Genomic DNA, 19,901 nt, shown 5'->3' with positions numbered 1-19,901 from the left:
TTGCTTCGCTGATCACTTGGCCGCGACGGCCTTGCCACCCTTGGCCGAGCTCGGCGCCTTGGCCTTGGCGATGGTCGCGTCAGCCTCCTGGGTCGCCCCCATCTCCTTGAGCGCGCGCTTGTATTCGCTCGGGAAGACCTTCACGAACTTCTCGCGCGCACCGGCCCAGTGGTCGAGGATCTCGCGCGCCCGCAGCGAGCCGGTCCAGCGGTGGTGGTCCTCGACCAGCTTGCGCAGCAGCACCTCGTCGGCGACGCCCTTGTGGAAGGTCGCAGCGTCCTGCGTGGCGCGCTGCTCGTCGGCCGCCAGCACCTTCTCGAGTACCACCATCGAGGTGTTGCAACGCCTGGCGAAGGAGCCGTCCTCGTCGAAGACATAGGCCACGCCGCCGCTCATGCCGGCCGCGAAGTTGCGGCCGGTCTTGCCGAGCACAACGACGGTGCCGCCGGTCATGTACTCGCAGCCATGGTCGCCGGTGCCCTCGACCACCGCGGTCGCGCCCGACAGCCGCACCGCGAAGCGCTCGCCGGCCACGCCGCGCAGGAAGGCCTCGCCGCTGGTGGCGCCGTAGAGCACGGTGTTGCCGACGATGATGTTGGCGGTGGCATCGCCTCTGAAGTCGATGCTCGGCCGCACGACGACGCGGCCGCCGCTGAGGCCCTTGCCGGTGTAGTCGTTGGCATCGCCGATCAGGTACAGCGTGATGCCCTTGGCGAGGAAGGCACCGAAGCTCTGGCCGCCGTTGCCCTCCATCTGCATGAAGATCGTGTGGTCCGGCAGGCCCTCGGGCCGACGCCGGATCAGCTCGCCGGAGAGCATCGCGCCGACCGTGCGGTTGACGTTGCGCGTCTCCTCCATGAACTGGACCTTCTCGCCGCGCTCGAGCGCCGGAAGGCACTTCTCGATCAGCTTGATGTCGAGCGCGCGCGAGAGACCGTGGTCCTGCTCGTCGACCTGGCGCCGCGCCACCTCGGCAGGTGCCGCCGGCAGGTGGAAGACGCGGCTGAAGTCGAGACCCTTCGCCTTCCAGTGCTCGATGCCCTTCCTGGTGTCGAGCAGGTCGGCGCGGCCGATCAGCTCGTCGAACTTGCGGATGCCCAGCTGCGCCATGATCTGGCGCACTTCCTCGGCGACGAAGAAGAAGTAGTTCACCACGTGCTCGGGCTTGCCGGTGAACTTGGCGCGCAGCACCGGGTCTTGCGTCGCGACGCCGACCGGGCAGGTGTTGAGGTGGCACTTGCGCATCATGATGCAGCCCTCGACCACCAGCGGCGCGGTGGCGAAGCCGAACTCGTCGGCGCCGAGCAGCGCGCCGATCACGACATCGCGACCGGTCTTCATCTGGCCGTCGGCCTGCACGCGGATGCGGCCACGCAGGCGGTTGAGCACGAGGGTCTGCTGGGTCTCGGCCAGGCCCAGTTCCCAGGGCGTGCCGGCATGCTTGATCGAGCTCCACGGCGAGGCGCCGGTGCCGCCATCGTGGCCGGCGATCACCACGTGGTCGGCCTTGGCCTTGGCCACGCCGGTGGCGATGGTGCCGACACCCACTTCGCTGACCAGCTTGACGCTGACGCCGGCGCGCGGGTTCACGTTCTTGAGGTCGTGGATCAGCTGCGCCAAGTCCTCGATCGAGTAGATGTCGTGGTGCGGTGGCGGGCTGATGAGGCCCACACCCGGCACCGAGTAGCGCAGCATGCCGATGTACTCGCTGACCTTGCCGCCCGGCAACTGGCCGCCCTCGCCCGGCTTGGCGCCCTGCGCCATCTTGATCTGGATCTGGTCGGCGCTGACCAGGTACTCGGTGGTGACGCCGAAGCGGCCCGAGGCGACCTGCTTGATCTTGCTGCGCAGCGAGTCGCCGGCCTTCAGCGCGTAGTCGGCGGCGATGACCTTGGCGCCGACCACCTCGCTGAGCTTGGTGCCGTCGGCGATCGGGATGCCCTTGAGCTCGTTGCGATAGCGCGCCGGATCCTCGCCGCCCTCGCCGGTGTTGCTCTTGCCGCCGATGCGGTTCATCGCCACCGCCAGCGTGCTGTGAGCCTCGGTGCTGATCGAGCCGAGCGACATGGCGCCGGTGGCAAAGCGCTTGACGATCTCGGCGGCCGGCTCGACCTCGGCAACGGGAATCGCGCGCAGCGGATCGAACTTGAACTCGAACAGGCCGCGCAGCGTCATGTGACGCCGGCTCTGGTCGTTGATGAGTTGCGCGTACTCCTTGTAGGTCTCGAACTTGTTGGCGCGCGTGGCGTGCTGCAGCTTGGCGATCGCGTCCGGCGTCCACATGTGCTCCTCGCCGCGCACGCGCCAGGCGTACTCGCCACCGGCGTCCAGCATCGAGGCCAGCACCGGGTCGTCGCCGAAGGCGGCGCGATGCATGCGCAGCGCTTCTTCGGCCACCTCGAAGATGCCGATGCCACCGACCTGCGAGGCGGTGCCGCGGAAGAACTTCTCGACCAGCACCTTGTCGAGCCCGATCGCCTCGAACAGTTGCGCGCCGCAGTAGGACATGTAGGTCGACACGCCCATCTTGGACATGATCTTCGACAGGCCCTTGCCGACCGCCTTGACGTAGTTGTAGATCGCCTTGTCGCCGTTCAGCTCGCCCGGCAGCTCGGCGTGCAGCGCGACCAGCGTCTCGAGCGCGAGGTACGGATGGATCGCCTCGGCGCCGTAGCCGGCCAGCGTGGCGAAGTGATGCACCTCGCGCGCCGATGCGGTCTCGACGACGAGGCCGGCGGTGGTGCGCAGGCCTTCGCGCACCAGGTGCTGGTGAATGGCCGACAGCGCCAGCAGCGCGGGAATGGCGAGCTGGCCGCGGTCCATGCTGCGATCGCTGATGATCAGGATGTTGTGGCCGGTGCGGATCGCATCGACCGCCTCGGCGCACAGCGACGCGAGCTTGGCCTCGACGCCCTCGCGGCCCCAGGCCAACGGGTAGACGATCGCCAGTTCGTAGGGCTTGAACTTGCCGCCGGTGTGGGCCTCGATCGCGCGCAGGCGCGCCATGTCGTCGAAGTCGAGGATCGGCTGCGTCACCTCCAGCCGCATCGGCGGGTTGACCGCGTTGATGTCGAGCAGGTTCGGCTTGGGGCCGACGAAGCTGTTGAGCGACATCACGATCGCCTCGCGGATCGGGTCGATCGGCGGGTTCGTGACCTGGGCGAAGAGCTGCTTGAAGTAGTTCGGCAGCGGCTTGTTCTTGTCGGACAGCACCGCCAGCGGCGAGTCGTTGCCCATCGAGCCGATGCCTTCCTCGCCGGCCTGTGCCATCGGGCTGAGCAGGAACTTCAGGTCCTCCTGCGTGTAGCCGAAGGCCTGCTGGCGGTCGAGCAGGCTCTCCTTGAATGTCTGCGGCTCGGCCGTGACCGGGATCGCGTCGAGCTTGATGCGCACGTTCTCGATCCACTGCCGGTAGGGCTTGGCCGAGGCGAACTGGTTCTTCAGTTCCTCGTCGTCGACGATGCGGCCTTGCTCGAGATCGATCAGGAACATCTTGCCCGGCTGCAGGCGCCACTTCTTGACGATCTTGTTCTCGGGAATCGGCAGCGTGCCGGACTCCGAGGCCATCACGACGATGTCGTCGTCGGTGACGATGTAGCGCGCCGGGCGCAGGCCGTTGCGGTCGAGCGTGGCCCCGATCTGCTTGCCATCGGTAAAGACCATCGCCGCCGGGCCGTCCCAGGGCTCCAGCATCGCCGCGTGGTACTCGTAGAAGGCACGGCGGCGCACGTCCATCGTCGTGTGCTGCTCCCAGGCCTCGGGAATCATCATCATCGCGGCGTGGGCGAGCGGGTAGCCGCTCATCGTCAGCAGTTCGAGCGCGTTGTCGAATGTGGCGGTGTCGGACTGGCCCTCGAAGCTGATCGGGTAGAGCTTGGCGAGGTCGTCGCCAAGCACCGGCGACTTCATCACGCCCTCGCGCGCGCGCATCCAGTTGAAGTTGCCCTTGACGGTGTTGATCTCGCCGTTGTGCGCGACCATCCGGTACGGGTGCGCCAGCGGCCACTCCGGGAAGGTGTTGGTCGAGAAGCGCTGATGCACCAGCGCCAGCGCCGAGGTCACGCGCGGATCCTGCAGGTCGAGGTAGTACTTGCCGACCTGGTCGGCCAGCAGAAGGCCCTTGTAGATGATCGTGCGGCAGCTCATGCTGGGCACGTAGTACTCGCGGCTGTGCGTGAGCTTCAGGCGCTGGATCGCCGCCGAGGCGGTCTTGCGGATCACGTAGAGCTTGCGCTCGAGCGCGTCGGGCACGATGACGTCGGTGCCGCGGCCGATGAAGATCTGGCGCAGGACCGGCTCCTTGGCGCGCACCGTGGGCGACATAGGCATCTCGCGGTCGACCGGCACGTCGCGCCAGCCGAGCAGCACCTGGCCCTCGGCCTTGACCGCGCGCTCGAGTTCCTGTTCGCAGGCCAGACGCGAGGCGTGCTCCTTGGGCAGGAAGATCATGCCGACGCCGTATTCGCCGGGCGGCGGCAGGGTCACGCCCTGGGCAGCCATCTCGGCGCGGTAGTACTCGTCCGGGATCTGGATCAGGATGCCGGCGCCGTCGCCCATCAGCTTGTCGGCACCGACTGCGCCACGGTGGTCGAGGTTCTCGAGGATCTTCAGACCCTGTTCGACGATCGAGTGCGCCTTCTGCCCCTTGATGTGGGCGACGAAGCCGACGCCGCAGGCGTCGTGCTCATTGGACGGGTCGTAGAGGCCGGCGGCCCGCAATGCATCGATTTCTTGTTGGCTGGCGGCGTCGCGGCTCATGGCGCACTCCCTGGACAAAGCAGACGAGCGCGAAGCGTACTGCGGCGCAGCAATCGCATCAACCGCTAATAAATGGGGTCAGATACGAATATTGATGCAACAGAAATGCACCAAGATAAATCAGGGACATATTGAAGTGTGCCCACTTACGAGGCGGCCGAACGCGGACGCCCCGGCAAGCGGCGACTGAGCGGCCGAGCGATCTGCTCGCTCAACCTGGCAACGAAGGCCGCCGAGCCCAGCGGCCATCCGCCGCGCAAGGCCTCGTCCATCGAGGCGCGCCACATTTGGGGCAACGGCTCGGACAGCGCCGCACGGTAGCGCTGATCACGCTCGAAGGGCGTGTTGCCCAGCGCCCAGAAGACCGCCGGCTCGCTGATGCGGGCGTCGGCGACCAACCCACAATGGTGCGCCGCGCTCGAAACACCACGCCATCCGCCAGTGGGCGCTTGCTCGACCCGCAGCATCGCGCGCAACAGCCAGGGCTCACTCTCCAGGGCGGCCGCTTCGAAGCGCCCTGCCCAGAGAGACCCGCGGCGTCCGTGGCGGCGATTGAAGGCAGCGGCGTGGCGGCGCGCAAAGCCCTGCATGGCACGACTCAGCACCTCGGCCGACGGCGGTGTGACCACCAGTTCGACCTGCTGGTCGTCGAGGCCGTAGGCGTGCATCAGCACGTCGGCGCTGCGCATGCTGTCGCTCAAAAGGTGCAGGGCGGCGGCGCGGTCGGCGTCGTCAGCCGCCAGCGTCTGTTGGTGCTGAACCCGCAATGAAAGCAGGTGAGGCAGGCCGCCGAAGACGGCGCGAGGTTGACGGGCCATGAAGCAAGTGCGCCAAGCGCGTTCTGCCGTCCAATGAAAAAGGGCACCCGAGGGTGCCCTTTCGATCTGCCCGGCGCCGAGGCGCCAAGCCTTGCGCGGGAGACCCGCCGATCAGAAGCGGTGACGCAGGCCGACCATGAAGCCGGTGCGGTCGTCCGCGTTGTTGACGGCGCCCGAGGTGCTGGTGAAGGAGATCGGGCCCTTGACCTTCGTGTAGTCGAGGCCGACGTAGGCATCGGTGCGCTTGGAGAAGGCGTACTGCGCGATGAAGGCCATGAAATCACCCTGCGGGCTGCCGCTCAGCGGCGAGTAGAAGGTGTCCTCGAGGTTCCAGTACGCAGCGCCCAGGTTGAGCGCCGGAGTCACCTGGAAGTTCAGGTTCACGAAGTACATCTCGCGCGACTCGACGTTGACACCAGCCAACGGACTGTTGGTGTAGCTGAAAACATTGTCTGCGCCAGTGCCAACCAGGAACAGGGCAACCGGCACACCCTGGTCGAAGCTGCTCTCGGCGTAGCCACCGCTCAGGTAGATCGGGCCGCTGGTCCAGGCACCGCCGATGATCCAGCTCTCAGCCTTCAGGTCGGTGGTCGTCGCGTTAGCGCCCTCACGCTGAAGGTAGCCACCACCCACGGCGAAAGGCCCGAAGGTGTACTTGGCCATGCCGCCCATGGACTTCACGAAGGTCGTGTCGCTGCCTTCGCCGGCGCTGGCCTGCAGTTCACCGGTGAAGCCACCGAGCGACAAGGTGTACTTCACCATGTTGTCGTTGCGAACGCCAAGCGCCATCGCAACTTCGGGCTTGTAGGCCTCGATGTACGGCGAGTACTTGAAGCTTGCGAAGGTGCTGGTCGTGACGTCGAACAGCACGTTGTACTGACGGCCCATCGTCAGACGGCCGAGGCTGCTGCTCTGCAGGCCGACCCACGATTGCTGGAACTGCTGGCCGGTACCGCTGCCGTTGAGGGCGCCGTTGTCAGGCGTGAAACGCTGCTCGAGGTTGGCCAGCGCGCGCAGTCCGCCGCCCAGATCCTCGTTGATGTTGACGCCCCAGCGGCTTTGCGACATGCCGCCGCCGATGACCTTGCTCAGGCTCTGACCGTTGTCGACCGCGGGACCATGGTTGGTCGTGTAGCGGTAGGCAACGTCGACGATGCCGTACAGGGTGACGCTCGACTGAGCCTGGGCTGCACCGGCAATCGCCGACAGCGCAGCGAGAGCGACAAGTTTCTTCTTCATCAGGAATCTCCTAGCTTCGTAGTTTGTGTCGCACCCGTGGCGGGCGCCGGGCACAGAGCGGGCCGAGCCCGACTGACTGTCCAGCGCACTATAACTTTGGGCCGATTCGGTCGACATCCGGGATGTGGATCGCTGTTGCAATTTGGTGACAGGCAACGAGCCCGGGATCGGCCCGAAGCGCAAGCCCGATCCCGCAAGCGACCGCCAGGCGCCTGCGCCACTCGGCTCAGGCAAAGGCTCGATGTCCTGTGACACGCTCGTACGCGACACCGGCATAGCGGTCGGTCATGCCGGCGATGAAGTCGGCAATCGCACGCGGAGTGCCGTCACGCTCGAGCATCACGCGGTCGATTTCGGCTGGAACTTCGGCACTGTAGGCCTCGAACAGGGTCGAGACGACCAGGCGCGCGCGCGCTGTCGTTCGCTCCACCTGCGGGTGACGGTAAAGGTTGGCGAAGAGAAAGCGCTTGAGCTGCCGGCTTGCATCTCGCATCTCCGGCGAGAACGCTACAAGCGGCGGCGCCGCGCGGGCCGCGTCGACGCTGGCGGGTGCCACCACCCTCAAGCGCTCGCGGGTGGCGTCGATCACGTCATAGACCTGGATCGACAGCATGCGTCGCAGCGCCTCGAAGAGCAGGCGGCGCCCGCCGAGCCCGGCGTGCTCGCCTCGAACCTGCGCCAGCGCACGTGCGACCAGGTCGACCGACTCGAGCTGCTCCAGCGTCAGCAGCCCGGATCGCACGCCGTCATCCACGTCGTGCGCGTTGTAGGCGATCTCGTCGGCGAGGTTCGCCAGCTGCGCCTCGAGGCTCGGCTGCGTGCCGCGCAGGAAGCGCTCGGCGACGCCGCGCGGCTCCTCGCGTTCCAGCCGCTCGGCATTGGCGCGCGAGCAGTGCTTGAGAATGCCCTCGCGGGTCTCGAAACTGAGATTGAGCCCGTCGAAGGCCGCGTAACGCTCCTCGAGCCGATCGACCACCCGCAGCGACTGCAGGTTGTGCTCGAAGCCACCGTGGCCCTGCATGCACTGGTGCAACGCGTCCTGCCCCGCGTGGCCGAAGGGCGTGTGACCAAGGTCGTGCGCGAGGGCGATCGCCTCCACCAGATCCTCGTTGAGCGCCAGGCTGCGGCCGATCGAACGTGCCAGCTGGGCCACCTCGAGCGAGTGCGTCAGGCGGGTGCGGTAGAGATCGCCCTCGTGGTTGACGAAGACCTGCGTCTTGTAGACAAGGCGCCGAAACGCCGTCGAGTGGACGATGCGGTCGCGGTCGCGCTGGTATTCGGTGCGCGTCGGTGCGGCCGGCTCCGGAATGCGTCGACCGCGGCTGCGCAGCGGGTCGCAGGCGTAGACCGCGAGCTGCATCGAAGTGCCGCTCAGGGGGCAGTGCAGGCCGTCAGCACTTCGGCCACCAACGCCTGCGGCGCCGGCGCCATCCGCGCCCGCCCCGGGCCGTCGATGACGACGAAGCGAACCTCGCCTGCTTCGGCCTTCTTGTCCACCTGCATCAGCTCCATGTAGCGCCGCGTGCCCAGCGCAGGCCCGATCGTCGGCAGGCGTGCCCGCTGCACGAGCCGCCTCAGGCGCTCGACGAAGCCGGCCTCGACCAGGCCCAGGCGCACGGACAGCTCGCCCGCCATCACCATGCCGCATCCCACGGCCTCGCCATGCAGCCACTCGCCGTAGCCCAGGCCAGCCTCGATGGCATGACCGAAGGTGTGGCCGAAGTTGAGGATCGCGCGCAGGCCGGACTCGCGCTCGTCGAGCTGCACGACCTGCGCCTTGATCTCGCAGGAGCGCCGGATCGCGTGTCTCAGGGCGCGGTCGTCGTGCGCCAGCAGCGCATCGATGTTGGCCTCGAGCCAGTCGAAGAACACCATGTCGGCGATCGGCCCGTACTTGATGATCTCCGCCAGGCCGGCACTGAACTCGCGCGGCGGCAGGCTCGCGAGCGTGTCGAGGTCGGCCACCACCCGCAGCGGCTGGTGGAACGCGCCGACCATGTTCTTGCCGAGCGGATGGTTGATCCCGGTCTTGCCACCGACCGAGGAATCGACCTGCGCTAACAGTGTGGTCGGTACCTGCACGAAGGCCACGCCGCGCATGTAGCAGGCCGCGGCAAAGCCCGTCATGTCGCCGACCACGCCGCCGCCCAGGGCGTACAGCACGGTCTTGCGGTCGGCCTGCCCGGCAAGCAGCGCGTCGAAAACAAGATTCAACGAGGCCCAGTCCTTGTGGGACTCGCCGTCCGGCAACTCGAGCCGCAGCACCTGCCGGTGTCGCGCGCGCAGAACGGCTTCGAGGCGTGCGGCATAGAGCGGCGCGACCGTAGTGTTGCTGACGACAAGCGCGGTCGCGGAGTTCGGCAGTCCCTCCCAGCTCGCAGGATCCTCCAGCAGACCGCGGCCTATCAGGACGTCATAGGACTGCGGGCCGAGGTCGAGGCGGACGCGCTCGCGCGCGGAAGACTGGGGCGTGGGGTCAATGTCGAGGGGGCTCACCGCGCCGAGTTTATCGGCCGGCGTTCGTGACGGAGCCCATGACCGGCTCAGCTGCCCGGGTTGGGGTCGACCGGCGAGGCAGCCGCGTCGATGTCGATCACGCCGGCCATCTCGAGTTGCATCAGCACCATCGCCACCAGTGTCGACATCGGCGGGCGGCCGGTCTCGATCACGTGGTGCGCTGTCTCCAGGTAGAGCGGATCGCGCTGCGCAAACAGTTCGCGCAGGCGCGCTCGGGGATCGCTCACCTGCAGCAGCGGCCGCTGCGTGTCATGGCGCAGACGGCGATGCAGGGTGTCGGGCGAGGAACGCAGATAGACGACTGAGGCGCCCGCCTTCAGCGCCATGCGATTGGCCGGCCGCAGCACCGCGCCGCCACCGGTGGCGATGACCGCCGCCCGGCTGGTCGCGAGCAGGTCGGCGAGCACCTGCTGCTCCACGTCACGAAAGGCCTCTTCGCCTTCGCGCTCGAAGAAATCACGAATGCGGCAACCGAGCTTGTGCTCGATCACCGCATCGCTGTCGAAGAAGGGCCAGTGCAGGCGCGCGGCGATCTGGCGCCCGGCGGAGGACTTGCCGCCGCCGGGCATGCCGATCAGGGCGATCGGGCGTTGGATCCCTCCACCACTCGATGACACGAAGCCTGCTGAGATCAGTTCGGGTTGGCGCAGCCGGCCTGGATGCCGTAGGGGCTGGTGACAAACGCCGGCGGGACGTCCTTATTCTTCACCGAAGTGGCGTCGACCGGCACTGGCGCAACGACGGCGGTCGTGCGGCCCTCGGTGCCCAACACACCTGAGGCGCTCACCGTGACGACAGCATCGACCCAGGAACCGAAACTCTGCGGGTACTGAATCTGCAGTTCGGCGGTACCGTCGGCCCGCGTCTTGGTCTGCAGCAGCATGACGCTGACGTCCGACTTGCCTGGCTGCAGCGAGCCGTTGCCATTGATGTCCTCGCCCGCCTCTAGCACCCCGTTGCGGTTGACGTCTTCACTGTCACAGACCGAGGTTTCGTTCTGAATCCAGCCATCGGTGCCAGCGATATAGCTGCCCTTGCGGAAGCGCGGCAGATCGACCGAGACCGCGAGATCGACGTCGGCCTTGGCGCGCCCGGCCGAGTCGACGACCTGGACGATGAATTTCTTGACGTAGAGCAGGTTGTCGTTGGTGCTGCTGATCAGGGCGTTGGTACCGATCGATACACCCAGCGGCTCGGCCGTCACGGTGAGCGCCACGGTTGTCCAGTTCGGGCAGGCGCCCACCGCGAAGTCGGTCTCGCTGTAGCAGGCTCGCACCGTAAGGCCCTTGGTCGGGCTAGAACGTGTTCCGGGGATGTACGACGACAGTGCCAGGCCGTTCGCGTCGCTGTACACCATCGAGGTGTCTGTGCTGAAAGTGCCACCGATCGAGTTCACGTCGCTGTCGAGGTCAAAGCGCACCCGGACATTCGGGATCGGCAGGTTGTTGGCGCCGAGGAACAGCGCGCGGATCTCTGAGCGGTTGGCCGTCGGCGCACTGGTCGTGTTGACGCCGACGACGCTCGGGTTGGCCGACACCGAGGCCGAGGTGATCGTCGCCGTCACCGGCGGGATCGTGCTGACGGTCTGCACCTGCACTGACTGGCTGTCACCGACACCGCCGGCCGAGGCAGTGACGGTGAAGCTGCCGCTGGTCGCCGGTGCGGTGTAGGCGTACACATACTCGCCATTGGTACCGGTGCTCGCCGTGACTTCGGGCGGCGTGAGGCCGGCCGCGGTCACCGTGATCGACTGGTTCGCCATCGGGCTGCCACTTTGATCCACCAGGCGGTACTGCACCTGGCCGCCGGCCCCGGGGGCCACGACGGCGGGCACCAGCGTTCCGGTCAGCCGAGCGCCGCTGACCTGGAACGTGGCGGTGTTGGTCACCGAGCCACTCTTGGCGGTGATGGTGATCGTGCGGTTCGAGCGGTCGGCGCCGATCGACACGGTGGCGGTCAGCTTGCCATCGGTGCCGGTAGTGGCGGCGCTGGAGGCGACCACCGCACCGGCATCAGCCGTGACCAGCACACCGGCACCGCTGACGGTGTTGTTGTTGGCGTCGGTCGCAGTGATGGTGGCGACAACGTTGTCGGAACCGGTGTTGGCGACCGAACTCTTGTCCAGCGCAATGATCAGGTTGGCCGCCGTCGGCGCCGTCGAGCCGCAGGAGTTGCCCGAGCCACCCGTATACAACGAGCAGCCGCCGTCACCATCTCCGCCACACGCCGCCATCAGCGCCGCGCCGGCCAAGGCCACCAACCACTGCATCCATCGTTTGCTCATTTGAATCTCTCTGCGTATCGGTTGCTGCTGCAATCGCGGGACGGGCGATCAGCGCGTGCTGGTCGCGGACGAGCGATCGGTCACGACCTTCGGCGTGATGAACACCAGCAGCTCGGTCTTGTTCTGGCGACGGGTGCGGGTCTTGAACAGGTTGCCGACGTAGGGGATGTCACCCAGCAGCGGCACTTGCGTCGTGTCGATCTGTTCCTCGACCTGGAAGATGCCGCCGATGACGACGGTGCCGCCGTTGTCGACCAGCACCTGGGTCCTGACGTGCTTGGTGTTGATCAGGATGCCGGCGGCGGTGGTCGCTCCCGGGCTGTCCTTGTTGACATCGACGTCGAGAATGATGTTGCCTTCCGGAGTGATCTGCGGGATCACTTCGAGCTTCAGCGTCGCCTTGCGGAACTGGATTGCCGTCGCGCCGCTGGAGGTGGCGGTCTGGTACGGAATCTCGGTGCCCTGTTCGATCAGCGCCTTGACCTGGTCGGCGGTGATCACTCGCGGGCTCGAGACGACCTTGCCCTTGCCGTCGGCCTCGAGCGCCGAGATCTCGAGGTTCAGGAAGCGATTGGCGGCCTGGCTGAACAGCGAGATGGCAAAGCTCGCCGCCTCGAAGTTGTTGATGCCGATCGCAGGCAGGTTCACGAAATACGAGTTGGGCACGAACTGGCCGGCCGTGTTCGAGGTCTGCAGCGTGCTCTGACCCACGCCCAGGTAGTTGCCGCCAACGGCCACGCGGTTGGTGCCACCCCAACCCGGCACGCCACCCTGCTGGGCGCGCAGGTCCAGGGCGCCGAGCTTGACGCCCAGCGAACGACCGAAGGTATCGGAGGCCTCGACGATGCGCGCCTCGATCAGCACCTGGCGCACCGGTATGTCGATGCGCGCGATCATCTGCGCCACTTCCTCGAGCTTGGAGGGAATGTCGCTGACGAAGAGCTGGTTGGTGCGGGTCTCGAAGATCACGCTGCCGCGCGGCGACAGGATCCGGCTGGCGTTGCCACCACCACCGCCACCGCTGCCTTGCTGCCCGGTCAGTCCCTTGGCCACTTCCTCGGCCTTGGTGTAGTTCATCTGGAAGGCCTGGGTGCGCACCGGCTCGAGTTGCGCGACCTGCTGCTTCGATTCCAGCTCGAGCTTCTCGCGAGCAAGGATCTCGTCCTTCGGCGCGATCCACAGCACGTTGCCGTTCTTGCGCACGCCCAGGTTCTTGGCCTGCAGGATGATGTCGAGCGCCTGGTCCCAGGGCACGTCCTTGAGACGCAAGGTCACGGTCCCGGTGACGGTATCGCTGGTCACGACGTTGAAGTTCGTGAAGTCGGCGATCACCTGCAGCAGCGCCCGGACCTCGATGCTCTGGAAGTTCAGCGAGAGCTTCTCACCCGCGTAGCCCGGGCCTTGCGTGAGCTTGTTGGGATCGGCCTTCTGGGGACGCACCTCGAGCACGAACTGCGTGTCGGTCTGGTAGGCGCTGTGCTCCCAGACACCGGTCGGCTCGACCACCATCTGGATGTTCTCGCCGGTCTGGAAGGTCGAGACGGTCTTGACCGGCGTGCCGAAGTCGGTCACGTCGAGCTTGCGCGCCATGCTGGCCGGCACGGTCGACTTCTTGAACTCGACCACCAGGGACTGACCCTGCTGGCGGATGTCGACGCCGATCTGGTTGCTCGGCAGGTCGACGACAACCCGACCCGCGCCATCGTTGCCGCGGCGGAAATCGATGCCCTTGAGCGACTGCGGCGCGCTGTTGAGGCTGTCGGCAAACTGGGTCGTCTTGCTCGCTGCGGGAACCACGGCCCCGGCTGCAGCCGCCGTCGCCGGCAACGCTGCGGGCACGGCGCCCGAGGGCTGGACGAACAGCAGCAGGGTCTTGCCCTGCAGCTGCGCCTGGTAGCTGGAGGCCGTCTTCAGGTTCAGAACGAGCCGGGTCCGGTCTCCGCCCTGCGCCACGTTGACCGCGCGCAGCACGCCCTGGTTGAGATCGACGCTGTTGCGACCGAGGCCATTGGCGACGCCCGGCAGATCGATCGCGATCCGCGGCGGGGTCTGCACCGCAAAACCCTGCGGCACGACGGTCAGCGGTTCGCTGAGCTCGATGCGAACGACGTCGACGCCGCCCTGCTGGCTGCTGTTGACCGCAATGATCGAGTTCTGCGCCCATGCGCCAACGGCGGCACAGAACAGCGCGAGCGCGACGGCGGGTGCCCGCAAGTAATTCATGATCTGTCTCTCCTGAACGTTCTTCATCGGCCCTTCTCCTGGAGCTGAAGGGCTGTCGGGCGCTCGATCCACTCGCCCGCCGCGTCCTGCACGATTTCTCGCAAAGTGACTTCGGTCTCGCTGATGCCGACGACCTTGCCGTAGTTGTGGCCGAGGTAATCGCCGGACTTCACCTGGTAGATGAGGTTGTCCACCTTGAGCAGCGCGGACGGGCGACCCAGGCGCGTGACGCTGCCGACCATCCGCATCGAATCGAGCGGATAGGCCTCGAGCGGCTCCTTGCGGCGGTTCATCTCGCTGGCGAGCATCGAGTTCGGCTGGCGCTGCTCCTGCTTGAGCGCGACCGTCAGCTTCTGGGCGCTGAAGGGCTCGACCGCTGAGACCTCCATATAGGGCTGCGGGTCAAAACGCTTGGGCGGCACCAGCGGCGGCACGCTCGGGCGCACCTCTCGCTTCTGCTGCGCCATCCAGGCGTCGAGTTCCTGCTCGTCACCGCTGCAGCCGCTCAATCCGAAAACTGCGGCCAGCACCAGAGGCGCGGCCAGCGGCCAGCGCGATCTCACAATCGAAAGGGCCGCCGTCACTTTTTCGCTCCCTGCTTCTTGGCCGCGTCCGCCTTGGCCTGGCGCTGTGCCTCGACCTCGGTCGGGTCCAGATAGCGGTAGGTGCGCGCCATCGCATCCATCGTCAGCATGCCGGTGCCTGCACCACCGGTCGCAGGTGCCCCTGGCTGGCCCGCGTTCAGCGTCATGTTGTGCAGCGTCACGATCCGCGACAGGTTGGCGATGTCGGCCGTGAACGCGCCGATGTCGTGGTACTTGCCGCTGACCTTGATGTTGATCGGCAACTCGGCGTAGTAGTCCTTGACCGCGACCTGGCCCGGCTTGAACAGCTCGAACTGCAAGCCGCGACCGAGACCCGCCTGGTTGATGTCGGACAGCAGCGCATCCATCTCGGCCTTGCCGGGCAGCTGCTTCTCGAGCTGGGTCACGTACTCCTGCACCTGTACCTTCTGCTTGCGCAGTTCGTCGAGATTGACCGCCTGGGCGAGCTTGGCGCGGTAGTCCTGTCGCAAGGCCGGTTCACGGCCACGCTCGGCCTCCAACTCTTCGTTGGTGCCCGACAGCAGCAGAAACCACCCCGCCACCACCACGGCACCAGCAAGGGCGGCAAAGGTCGCGATCTTGGGCAACGTGGGCCATTGACCCGGCTCGTTGGGGTTGAGCCCGCTGAACTGCTGCTGGACCTGAACCAGGACCGAATTGAGATCGATGTTGAGCTTCTGGGCGCTGGCCATCTTGGATTCCTCAGGACTTCACAGGCTGCGCGGCCGGAGCCGAGGCGGCACCAGCAGCCTCCTGCGCTTCCTTGCTCAGCGGGCGCTTCAGGCCAAACCTGACCGAGAAATCATTCAGTCGCCGTTGCTCGCGACCGGCGGTCGTCACGTTGGCCGCCTTGATCTCGATGAGCTGCGGCTTCTCGAGCCACTCGGAGTTGTAGGTCGTGTTGCGCAGGAACTCCGAGACGCGCTCGTTGGTCTGCGCGATGCCGGTCACGAGCACCGACTGCCCGTCCTGCTTGATCGACGTGAGGTAGATACCTTCCGGCGTCTGCTTCACCAGTTCGTTGAGCAGGTGCACCGGCATGTTGCGGTCGGTCTGCAGGTCCTCGACCGCCTTCTGGCGCGCCTTGAGGGCCTCGATCTCGGCCTTCAGCGTCGCGATGTCCTTGATCTGCTCCTCGAGCTTCTTGATCTCGGACGTCAGGTACGCATTGCGCTCCTGCTGGTTGGCGATCATCTGCTGCAGCACGAGGTACCACAGCGCGACGATGACCAGACCGATGACGGCGGCGGCTCCGAGGCCGGCGAAGAACGCCTGCTTGCGCCGCTGCCGCCGCTCTTCGCGATGCGGCAGCAGGTTGATCAGAATCATTGCAGGAACCTCCGCATCGCCAGGCCACAGGCCGTCAGGTAGGCCGGCGCCTCGCGCCTCAACTTGCTTTCACGCACCGCGGAGCCCAGTTTCATGCCGTCGAAGGGGTTGACCACCATCGACGCGAAGCCGGTCAGCTCGGTGACCCGCTCCTTCAGACCCGGCAAGGTCGCCGTGCCGCCACCCAGCATCACGTAGTGCACCTTGTGGTGCGGCGTGCTGGTAAAGAAATACTGCAGGGCCCGACCGATCTCCTGCGACAGGCTGTCGACGAAGGGCACCAGCAGCGAAGGCTCGTAGTCTTCGGGCAGGTCGTTGGCGAGCTTCTTCTGCTCGGCCTCCTCGAACGAGAAGCCGTACTGGCGCGAGATCAGCTGCGTGAGCTGTGAACCGCCGAAGGCCTGATCGCGGTCGTAGAGCATCTCTTCGTCGCGCAAAACCTTCAAACTCGTGGTTTCAGCGCCGATCTCGAAGAGCGCCACCAGCGCATCGGCACCGCCGTTGGGCAGGCCCGCAATCACGCGGCTCATGGCCAGACGCGAGGCATGCGACTCCACGTCGAGCACCACCGGCTTCAGGCCGGCCGCCTCGGCCAGACCCTGACGGTCCTGCACACGATCCTTGCGCGAGGCCGCGATCAATACCTCGACGTCGCCGACCGAGGTCGGGCTCGGGCCAACGACACAGAAGTCCAGACTCACTTCGTCGAGCGAGAAGGGAATGTATTGATTGGCCTCGGACTCGACCTGGAGTTCCAACTCCTCGTCGCGCAGGCCGGCCGGCAGCATGATCTTCTTGGTGATCACGGCCGACTGCGGCATCGCCATCGCGACCCGCTTACTTTTGGTGCCGCTCTTGGCGACAACACGACGCACGGCGTCGGCAACCTCGTCGAACTTCTCGATCTGGCCGTCCTGGATCCAGCCCTTCTCGAAGCTCTCCGTCGCGAAGCGCTCGAGCACGTATTCGCCGGAAGCAGCCTGACCGAGCTCGACCAGCTTGACGCTCGACGAGCTGATATCCAAGCCGACCAGCGCTGCCTGTTTGCGGCCGAACAACCCGTCAAGAAAGCTCAAGGATTCCCCCGAACGCCGCTGTGCGACTGTTAATAAGTTACTTGAATGCTAGCAGTAAAGGTCTTGTGGACCATAGCGTTTCGCCTCGGCGCCACAGGCCGCTCGTTGCAAAACTCACACGTGGGCGAGGCACCTCGAAAGCCGTTGTAACGGCGCTTTGAAGCGACGCGAATCGGCCTCCAAAAGCCTTTGCGGCAGGCCCGGACCCCCTTCCTATAATCCGCGGCCATTGCTGGAGGCTCATGAGCGCACCCGATCGCAGCGGCCCGTCCGCCCCCCCTCGCCCCCCCAACGCATCGTCCCGTTCAGGCTGGTTTTCCGGCCTGCCCGCCTTGGTGCGCTGGCCCGTGTTGCTTTTTGGCGGCCTGCTCGGCCTCGCGCTGGCGGCGGTCGCCGCCGGTGCGTTGCTGGCCGGGCTGGCACTTGCCGTGGCCTATCCCAACCTGCCCGAGATCCGCGGCCTCGACGACTACCGCCCGAAGCTGCCACTGCGCATCTTCTCGGCCGACGAGATGCTGCTGGGCGAGTTCGGCGAGGAACGCCGGCAGTTCGTGCCGATCGCCCAGATCCCGAAGCTGATGCAGGAAGCGGTGCTGGCCATCGAGGACGCGCGCTTCTACCAGCACGGCGGCGTCGACTATGTCGGCGTACTGCGCGCTGGCCTGGCCAACGTCGGCGATTCGCGCAGCCAGGGCGCCTCGACCATCACGATGCAGGTGGCGCGCAATTTCTACCTGTCGACCGAGAAGACCTTCACCCGCAAGATCTACGAGATCCTGCTCGCACTGAAGATCGAGCGCCAGCTGACCAAGGACCAGATCCTCGAGCTGTACATGAACCAGATCTACCTCGGCCAGCGCGCCTACGGCTTTGCCGCCGCCGCCGAGATCTACTTCGGCCGGCCGCTGGCCGAACTGAACGTGGCCGAGGCGGCGATGCTGGCCGGGCTGCCCAAGGCGCCGTCGACCTTCAACCCGATCGTCAACCCCAAGCGCGCCCGCCAGCGCCAGCTCTACATCATCGACCGGATGTACGAGAACGGCTACATCACCGAGGAGCAGGCCGAGGCGGCGCGGGTCCAGCCGCTGAAATACCGCGTCGCGACCCCGGTCGCGGTGCATGGCGAGTACGTGGCCGAGGCGGCGCGGCAGCTGGTCTTCGCCCAGTACGGCGAGGAAACCTACACCCGCGGCCTCAACGTCTACACGACCGTGAGCGCCGCCGAGCAGGAAGCGGCCTACCGTGCGCTGCGGCGCGGCATCATGGACTTCGAGCGCCGGCAGGTCTATCGCGGCCCGGAAGCCTGGGTCGATCTGCCGCGTGACGCCGGCTCGCTCGACACCCGCATCGCCGAGGCACTCGAAGACCACCCGGCCAACGACGAGCTGAAGGCGGCGGTGGTGCTCGAGGCCAGCCCGCAGAAGGTCATCGCGGTGTTGCAGAACAGCGAGACGATCACCATCACCGGCGAGGGGCTCAAGCCGGCCACCTCCGGGCTGTCGCCGAAGGCCGAACCCAAGAAGCAGGTGCGGCGCGGCTCGGTCATCCGTGTCCTGGTCATCGGCAAGGACAAGGCCGGCAACGAACTGTGGTCGATTACCCAGTTGCCCGAGGTGGAAGGCGCGCTGGTCGCGATGGATCCGGTGACCGGCGCGATCCGCGCGCTGGTCGGCGGCTTCGACTTCGCGAAGAACAAGTTCAACCACGCGACCCAGGCTTGGCGCCAGCCGGGCTCGAGCTTCAAGCCCTTCATCTACTCGGCCTCGCTCGAGAAGGGCTTCATGCCCTCGACCGTGATCAACGACGCGCCGCTGTTCTTCGACGCCGCCACCACCGGCAGCCAGCCGTGGGAGCCGAAGAACTACGACGGCAGCTTCGACGGGCCGATGACGATGCGCCGTGGCCTCGCGAAGTCGAAGAACATGGTGTCGATCCGCATCCTCGAGGCGATCACGCCGGGCTTCGCCCAGCAGTGGATCACGCGCTTCGGCTTCGAGGCCGACAAGCACCCGGCCTACCTGCCGATGGCGCTGGGCACCGGCTCGGTCACGCCGCTGCAGATGGCGGATGCCTATGCGGTGTTTGCCAACTCCGGCTATCGCATCGATCCGCTGCTGGTGACCCGGGTCACCGACAACAAGGGCCGCGTGCTCGTGCAGCGCACGCCGGCCGGCCCCGAGGAGGCGCAGCGCAGCATCGATGCCCGCAATGCCTTCGTCATGAGCAGCCTGCTGCAGGAGGTCACGCGCAGCGGCACCGCGGCCCGCGCCCAGGCCACGCTGAAGCGGCCCGACATCTACGGCAAGACCGGCACCACCAACGACTCGCTCGACGCCTGGTTCGCCGGTTGGGGCCCGGGCGTCGTGGCGGTCACGTGGATCGGCTACGACCAGCCGCGCAAGCTCGGCGACCGCGAAACCGGTGGCGGCCTGGCGCTGCCAGTCTGGATCGAATACATGCAGACCGCGCTCAAGGGCGTGGCGGTGCAGGAGCGGTCGGCACCCGAAGGCCTGATCAACGTCGGCGGCGAGTGGTACTTCGAGGAATTCGGCCCCGACCAGGCGATCACGAGCCTGGGGCTCGACGACAAGCCGGTGGCGCCACCGCCGACCGAGGACGAGAAGAAGAGCATCCTCGATCTGTTCAAGCAGTAGTCAGCCCGGCGCGAAGCGCAATTGCACGCCGGCCTGCTCGCTCGCGCAGGCCGACAGCAGCGCCCAGAACTCCTCGCCGCTCTTGGTGTCGAGCCAGCGGCCGGCGACGTGGCGGAAATGGAAGCCGCCGCGGCGTGCCGCCAGCCACACCTCGTGCAACGGCGGCTGCGTGTTGACGATCAGCTTGCTGCCGCCCGGCAGGCTCAGCTCGAGCAGGCCGCCGGTGCGCGCGCCGTCGATGTCGACCACGTCGTCCTGCAGCCAGCGGTCGGTCTGGGCCTCGATCGCGGCCAGCAGGGCGTTGGTCAGCGCGCGGTACTCAAGGTCGCTGAGGCCGGAAGCGTTCGGCGCGGCAGCGGCGGGCGGGGTCGTGCTCGGGCTCATCCTTAGAATCCATC

General features: G+C 66.6%; 14 protein-coding genes. 1 reads left to right on the top strand and 13 read right to left on the bottom strand.

Features of this window, described 5'->3' with window-relative positions:
* Positions 1–12 precede the first annotated feature (12 nt).
* The 12 genes from EV670_RS14340 to EV670_RS14285 all read right to left on the bottom strand — a co-directional run bounded on the left by EV670_RS14340 (position 13) and on the right by EV670_RS14285 (position 16,849).
* Entirely contained in the window at positions 13–4,758 is a 4,746-nt protein-coding gene (locus EV670_RS14340) for a glutamate synthase-related protein (RefSeq protein WP_130433268.1), read from the bottom strand.
* A gap of 146 nt (positions 4,759–4,904) precedes the next feature.
* Positions 4,905–5,576 carry a transposase gene (locus EV670_RS14335; protein WP_130433266.1) on the bottom strand — a complete coding sequence of 224 codons (672 nt, stop codon included), beginning with the start codon at positions 5,574–5,576 and terminating at the stop codon, positions 4,905–4,907.
* Between the two features lie 111 nt (positions 5,577–5,687).
* Entirely contained in the window at positions 5,688–6,815 is a 1,128-nt protein-coding gene (locus EV670_RS14330) for a porin (protein ID WP_130433264.1), read from the bottom strand.
* 226 nt (positions 6,816–7,041) lie between these two features.
* Positions 7,042–8,175 carry a deoxyguanosinetriphosphate triphosphohydrolase gene (locus tag EV670_RS14325; RefSeq protein WP_130433262.1) on the bottom strand — a complete coding sequence of 378 codons (1,134 nt, stop codon included), beginning with the start codon at positions 8,173–8,175 and terminating at the stop codon, positions 7,042–7,044.
* 11 nt (positions 8,176–8,186) lie between these two features.
* Positions 8,187–9,296, bottom strand: coding sequence for a 3-dehydroquinate synthase (aroB, locus tag EV670_RS14320; RefSeq protein ID WP_207225086.1), 1,110 nt, complete (start codon positions 9,294–9,296; stop codon positions 8,187–8,189).
* A 62-nt stretch (positions 9,297–9,358) separates the two neighbouring features.
* Positions 9,359–9,901, bottom strand: a complete 543-nt coding sequence (locus tag EV670_RS14315) for a shikimate kinase (RefSeq protein WP_130433811.1) — start codon at positions 9,899–9,901, stop codon at positions 9,359–9,361.
* A gap of 62 nt (positions 9,902–9,963) precedes the next feature.
* Positions 9,964–11,601: a carboxypeptidase-like regulatory domain-containing protein gene (locus EV670_RS14310; protein ID WP_130433258.1), complete on the bottom strand. Its 1,638-nt coding sequence runs from the start codon at positions 11,599–11,601 to the stop codon at positions 9,964–9,966.
* A 63-nt stretch (positions 11,602–11,664) separates the two neighbouring features.
* Positions 11,665–13,839: a type IV pilus secretin PilQ gene (locus EV670_RS14305; RefSeq protein ID WP_130433256.1), complete on the bottom strand. Its 2,175-nt coding sequence runs from the start codon at positions 13,837–13,839 to the stop codon at positions 11,665–11,667.
* 23 nt (positions 13,840–13,862) lie between these two features.
* A complete protein-coding gene (locus tag EV670_RS14300) occupies positions 13,863–14,372 on the bottom strand; it encodes a pilus assembly protein PilP (RefSeq protein ID WP_242617002.1) in 510 nt (169 codons plus the stop codon).
* A 47-nt stretch (positions 14,373–14,419) separates the two neighbouring features.
* Positions 14,420–15,136: a type IV pilus inner membrane component PilO gene (locus EV670_RS14295; protein WP_130433254.1), complete on the bottom strand. Its 717-nt coding sequence runs from the start codon at positions 15,134–15,136 to the stop codon at positions 14,420–14,422.
* A gap of 10 nt (positions 15,137–15,146) precedes the next feature.
* A complete protein-coding gene (locus EV670_RS14290) occupies positions 15,147–15,773 on the bottom strand; it encodes a PilN domain-containing protein (RefSeq protein WP_130433252.1) in 627 nt (208 codons plus the stop codon).
* Positions 15,770–16,849: a pilus assembly protein PilM gene (locus tag EV670_RS14285; protein WP_130433250.1), complete on the bottom strand. Its 1,080-nt coding sequence runs from the start codon at positions 16,847–16,849 to the stop codon at positions 15,770–15,772. Before EV670_RS14285 ends, EV670_RS14290 begins: the two co-directional genes overlap by 4 nt.
* Positions 16,850–17,091: 242 nt before the next feature.
* Here EV670_RS14285 and EV670_RS14280 point away from each other — a divergent pair, with 242 nt between their 5' ends.
* Positions 17,092–19,503 (top strand): penicillin-binding protein 1A, encoded by a 2,412-nt coding sequence (locus EV670_RS14280; protein WP_130433248.1) that lies wholly within the window; start codon positions 17,092–17,094, stop codon positions 19,501–19,503.
* Here EV670_RS14280 and cyaY read toward each other — a convergent pair whose 3' ends face one another.
* On the bottom strand, positions 19,504–19,887 hold the full coding sequence (cyaY, locus tag EV670_RS14275) for an iron donor protein CyaY (RefSeq protein WP_130433246.1): 384 nt from the start codon (positions 19,885–19,887) through the stop codon (positions 19,504–19,506).
* Positions 19,888–19,901 lie beyond the last annotated feature (14 nt).

Source organism: Rivibacter subsaxonicus (assembly GCF_004217215.1).
Lineage (GTDB): Bacteria > Pseudomonadota > Gammaproteobacteria > Burkholderiales > Burkholderiaceae_C > Rivibacter > Rivibacter subsaxonicus.
Note: the sequence above shows the minus strand (reverse complement) of the source record. Positions and strands in the feature narration are given on the sequence as shown.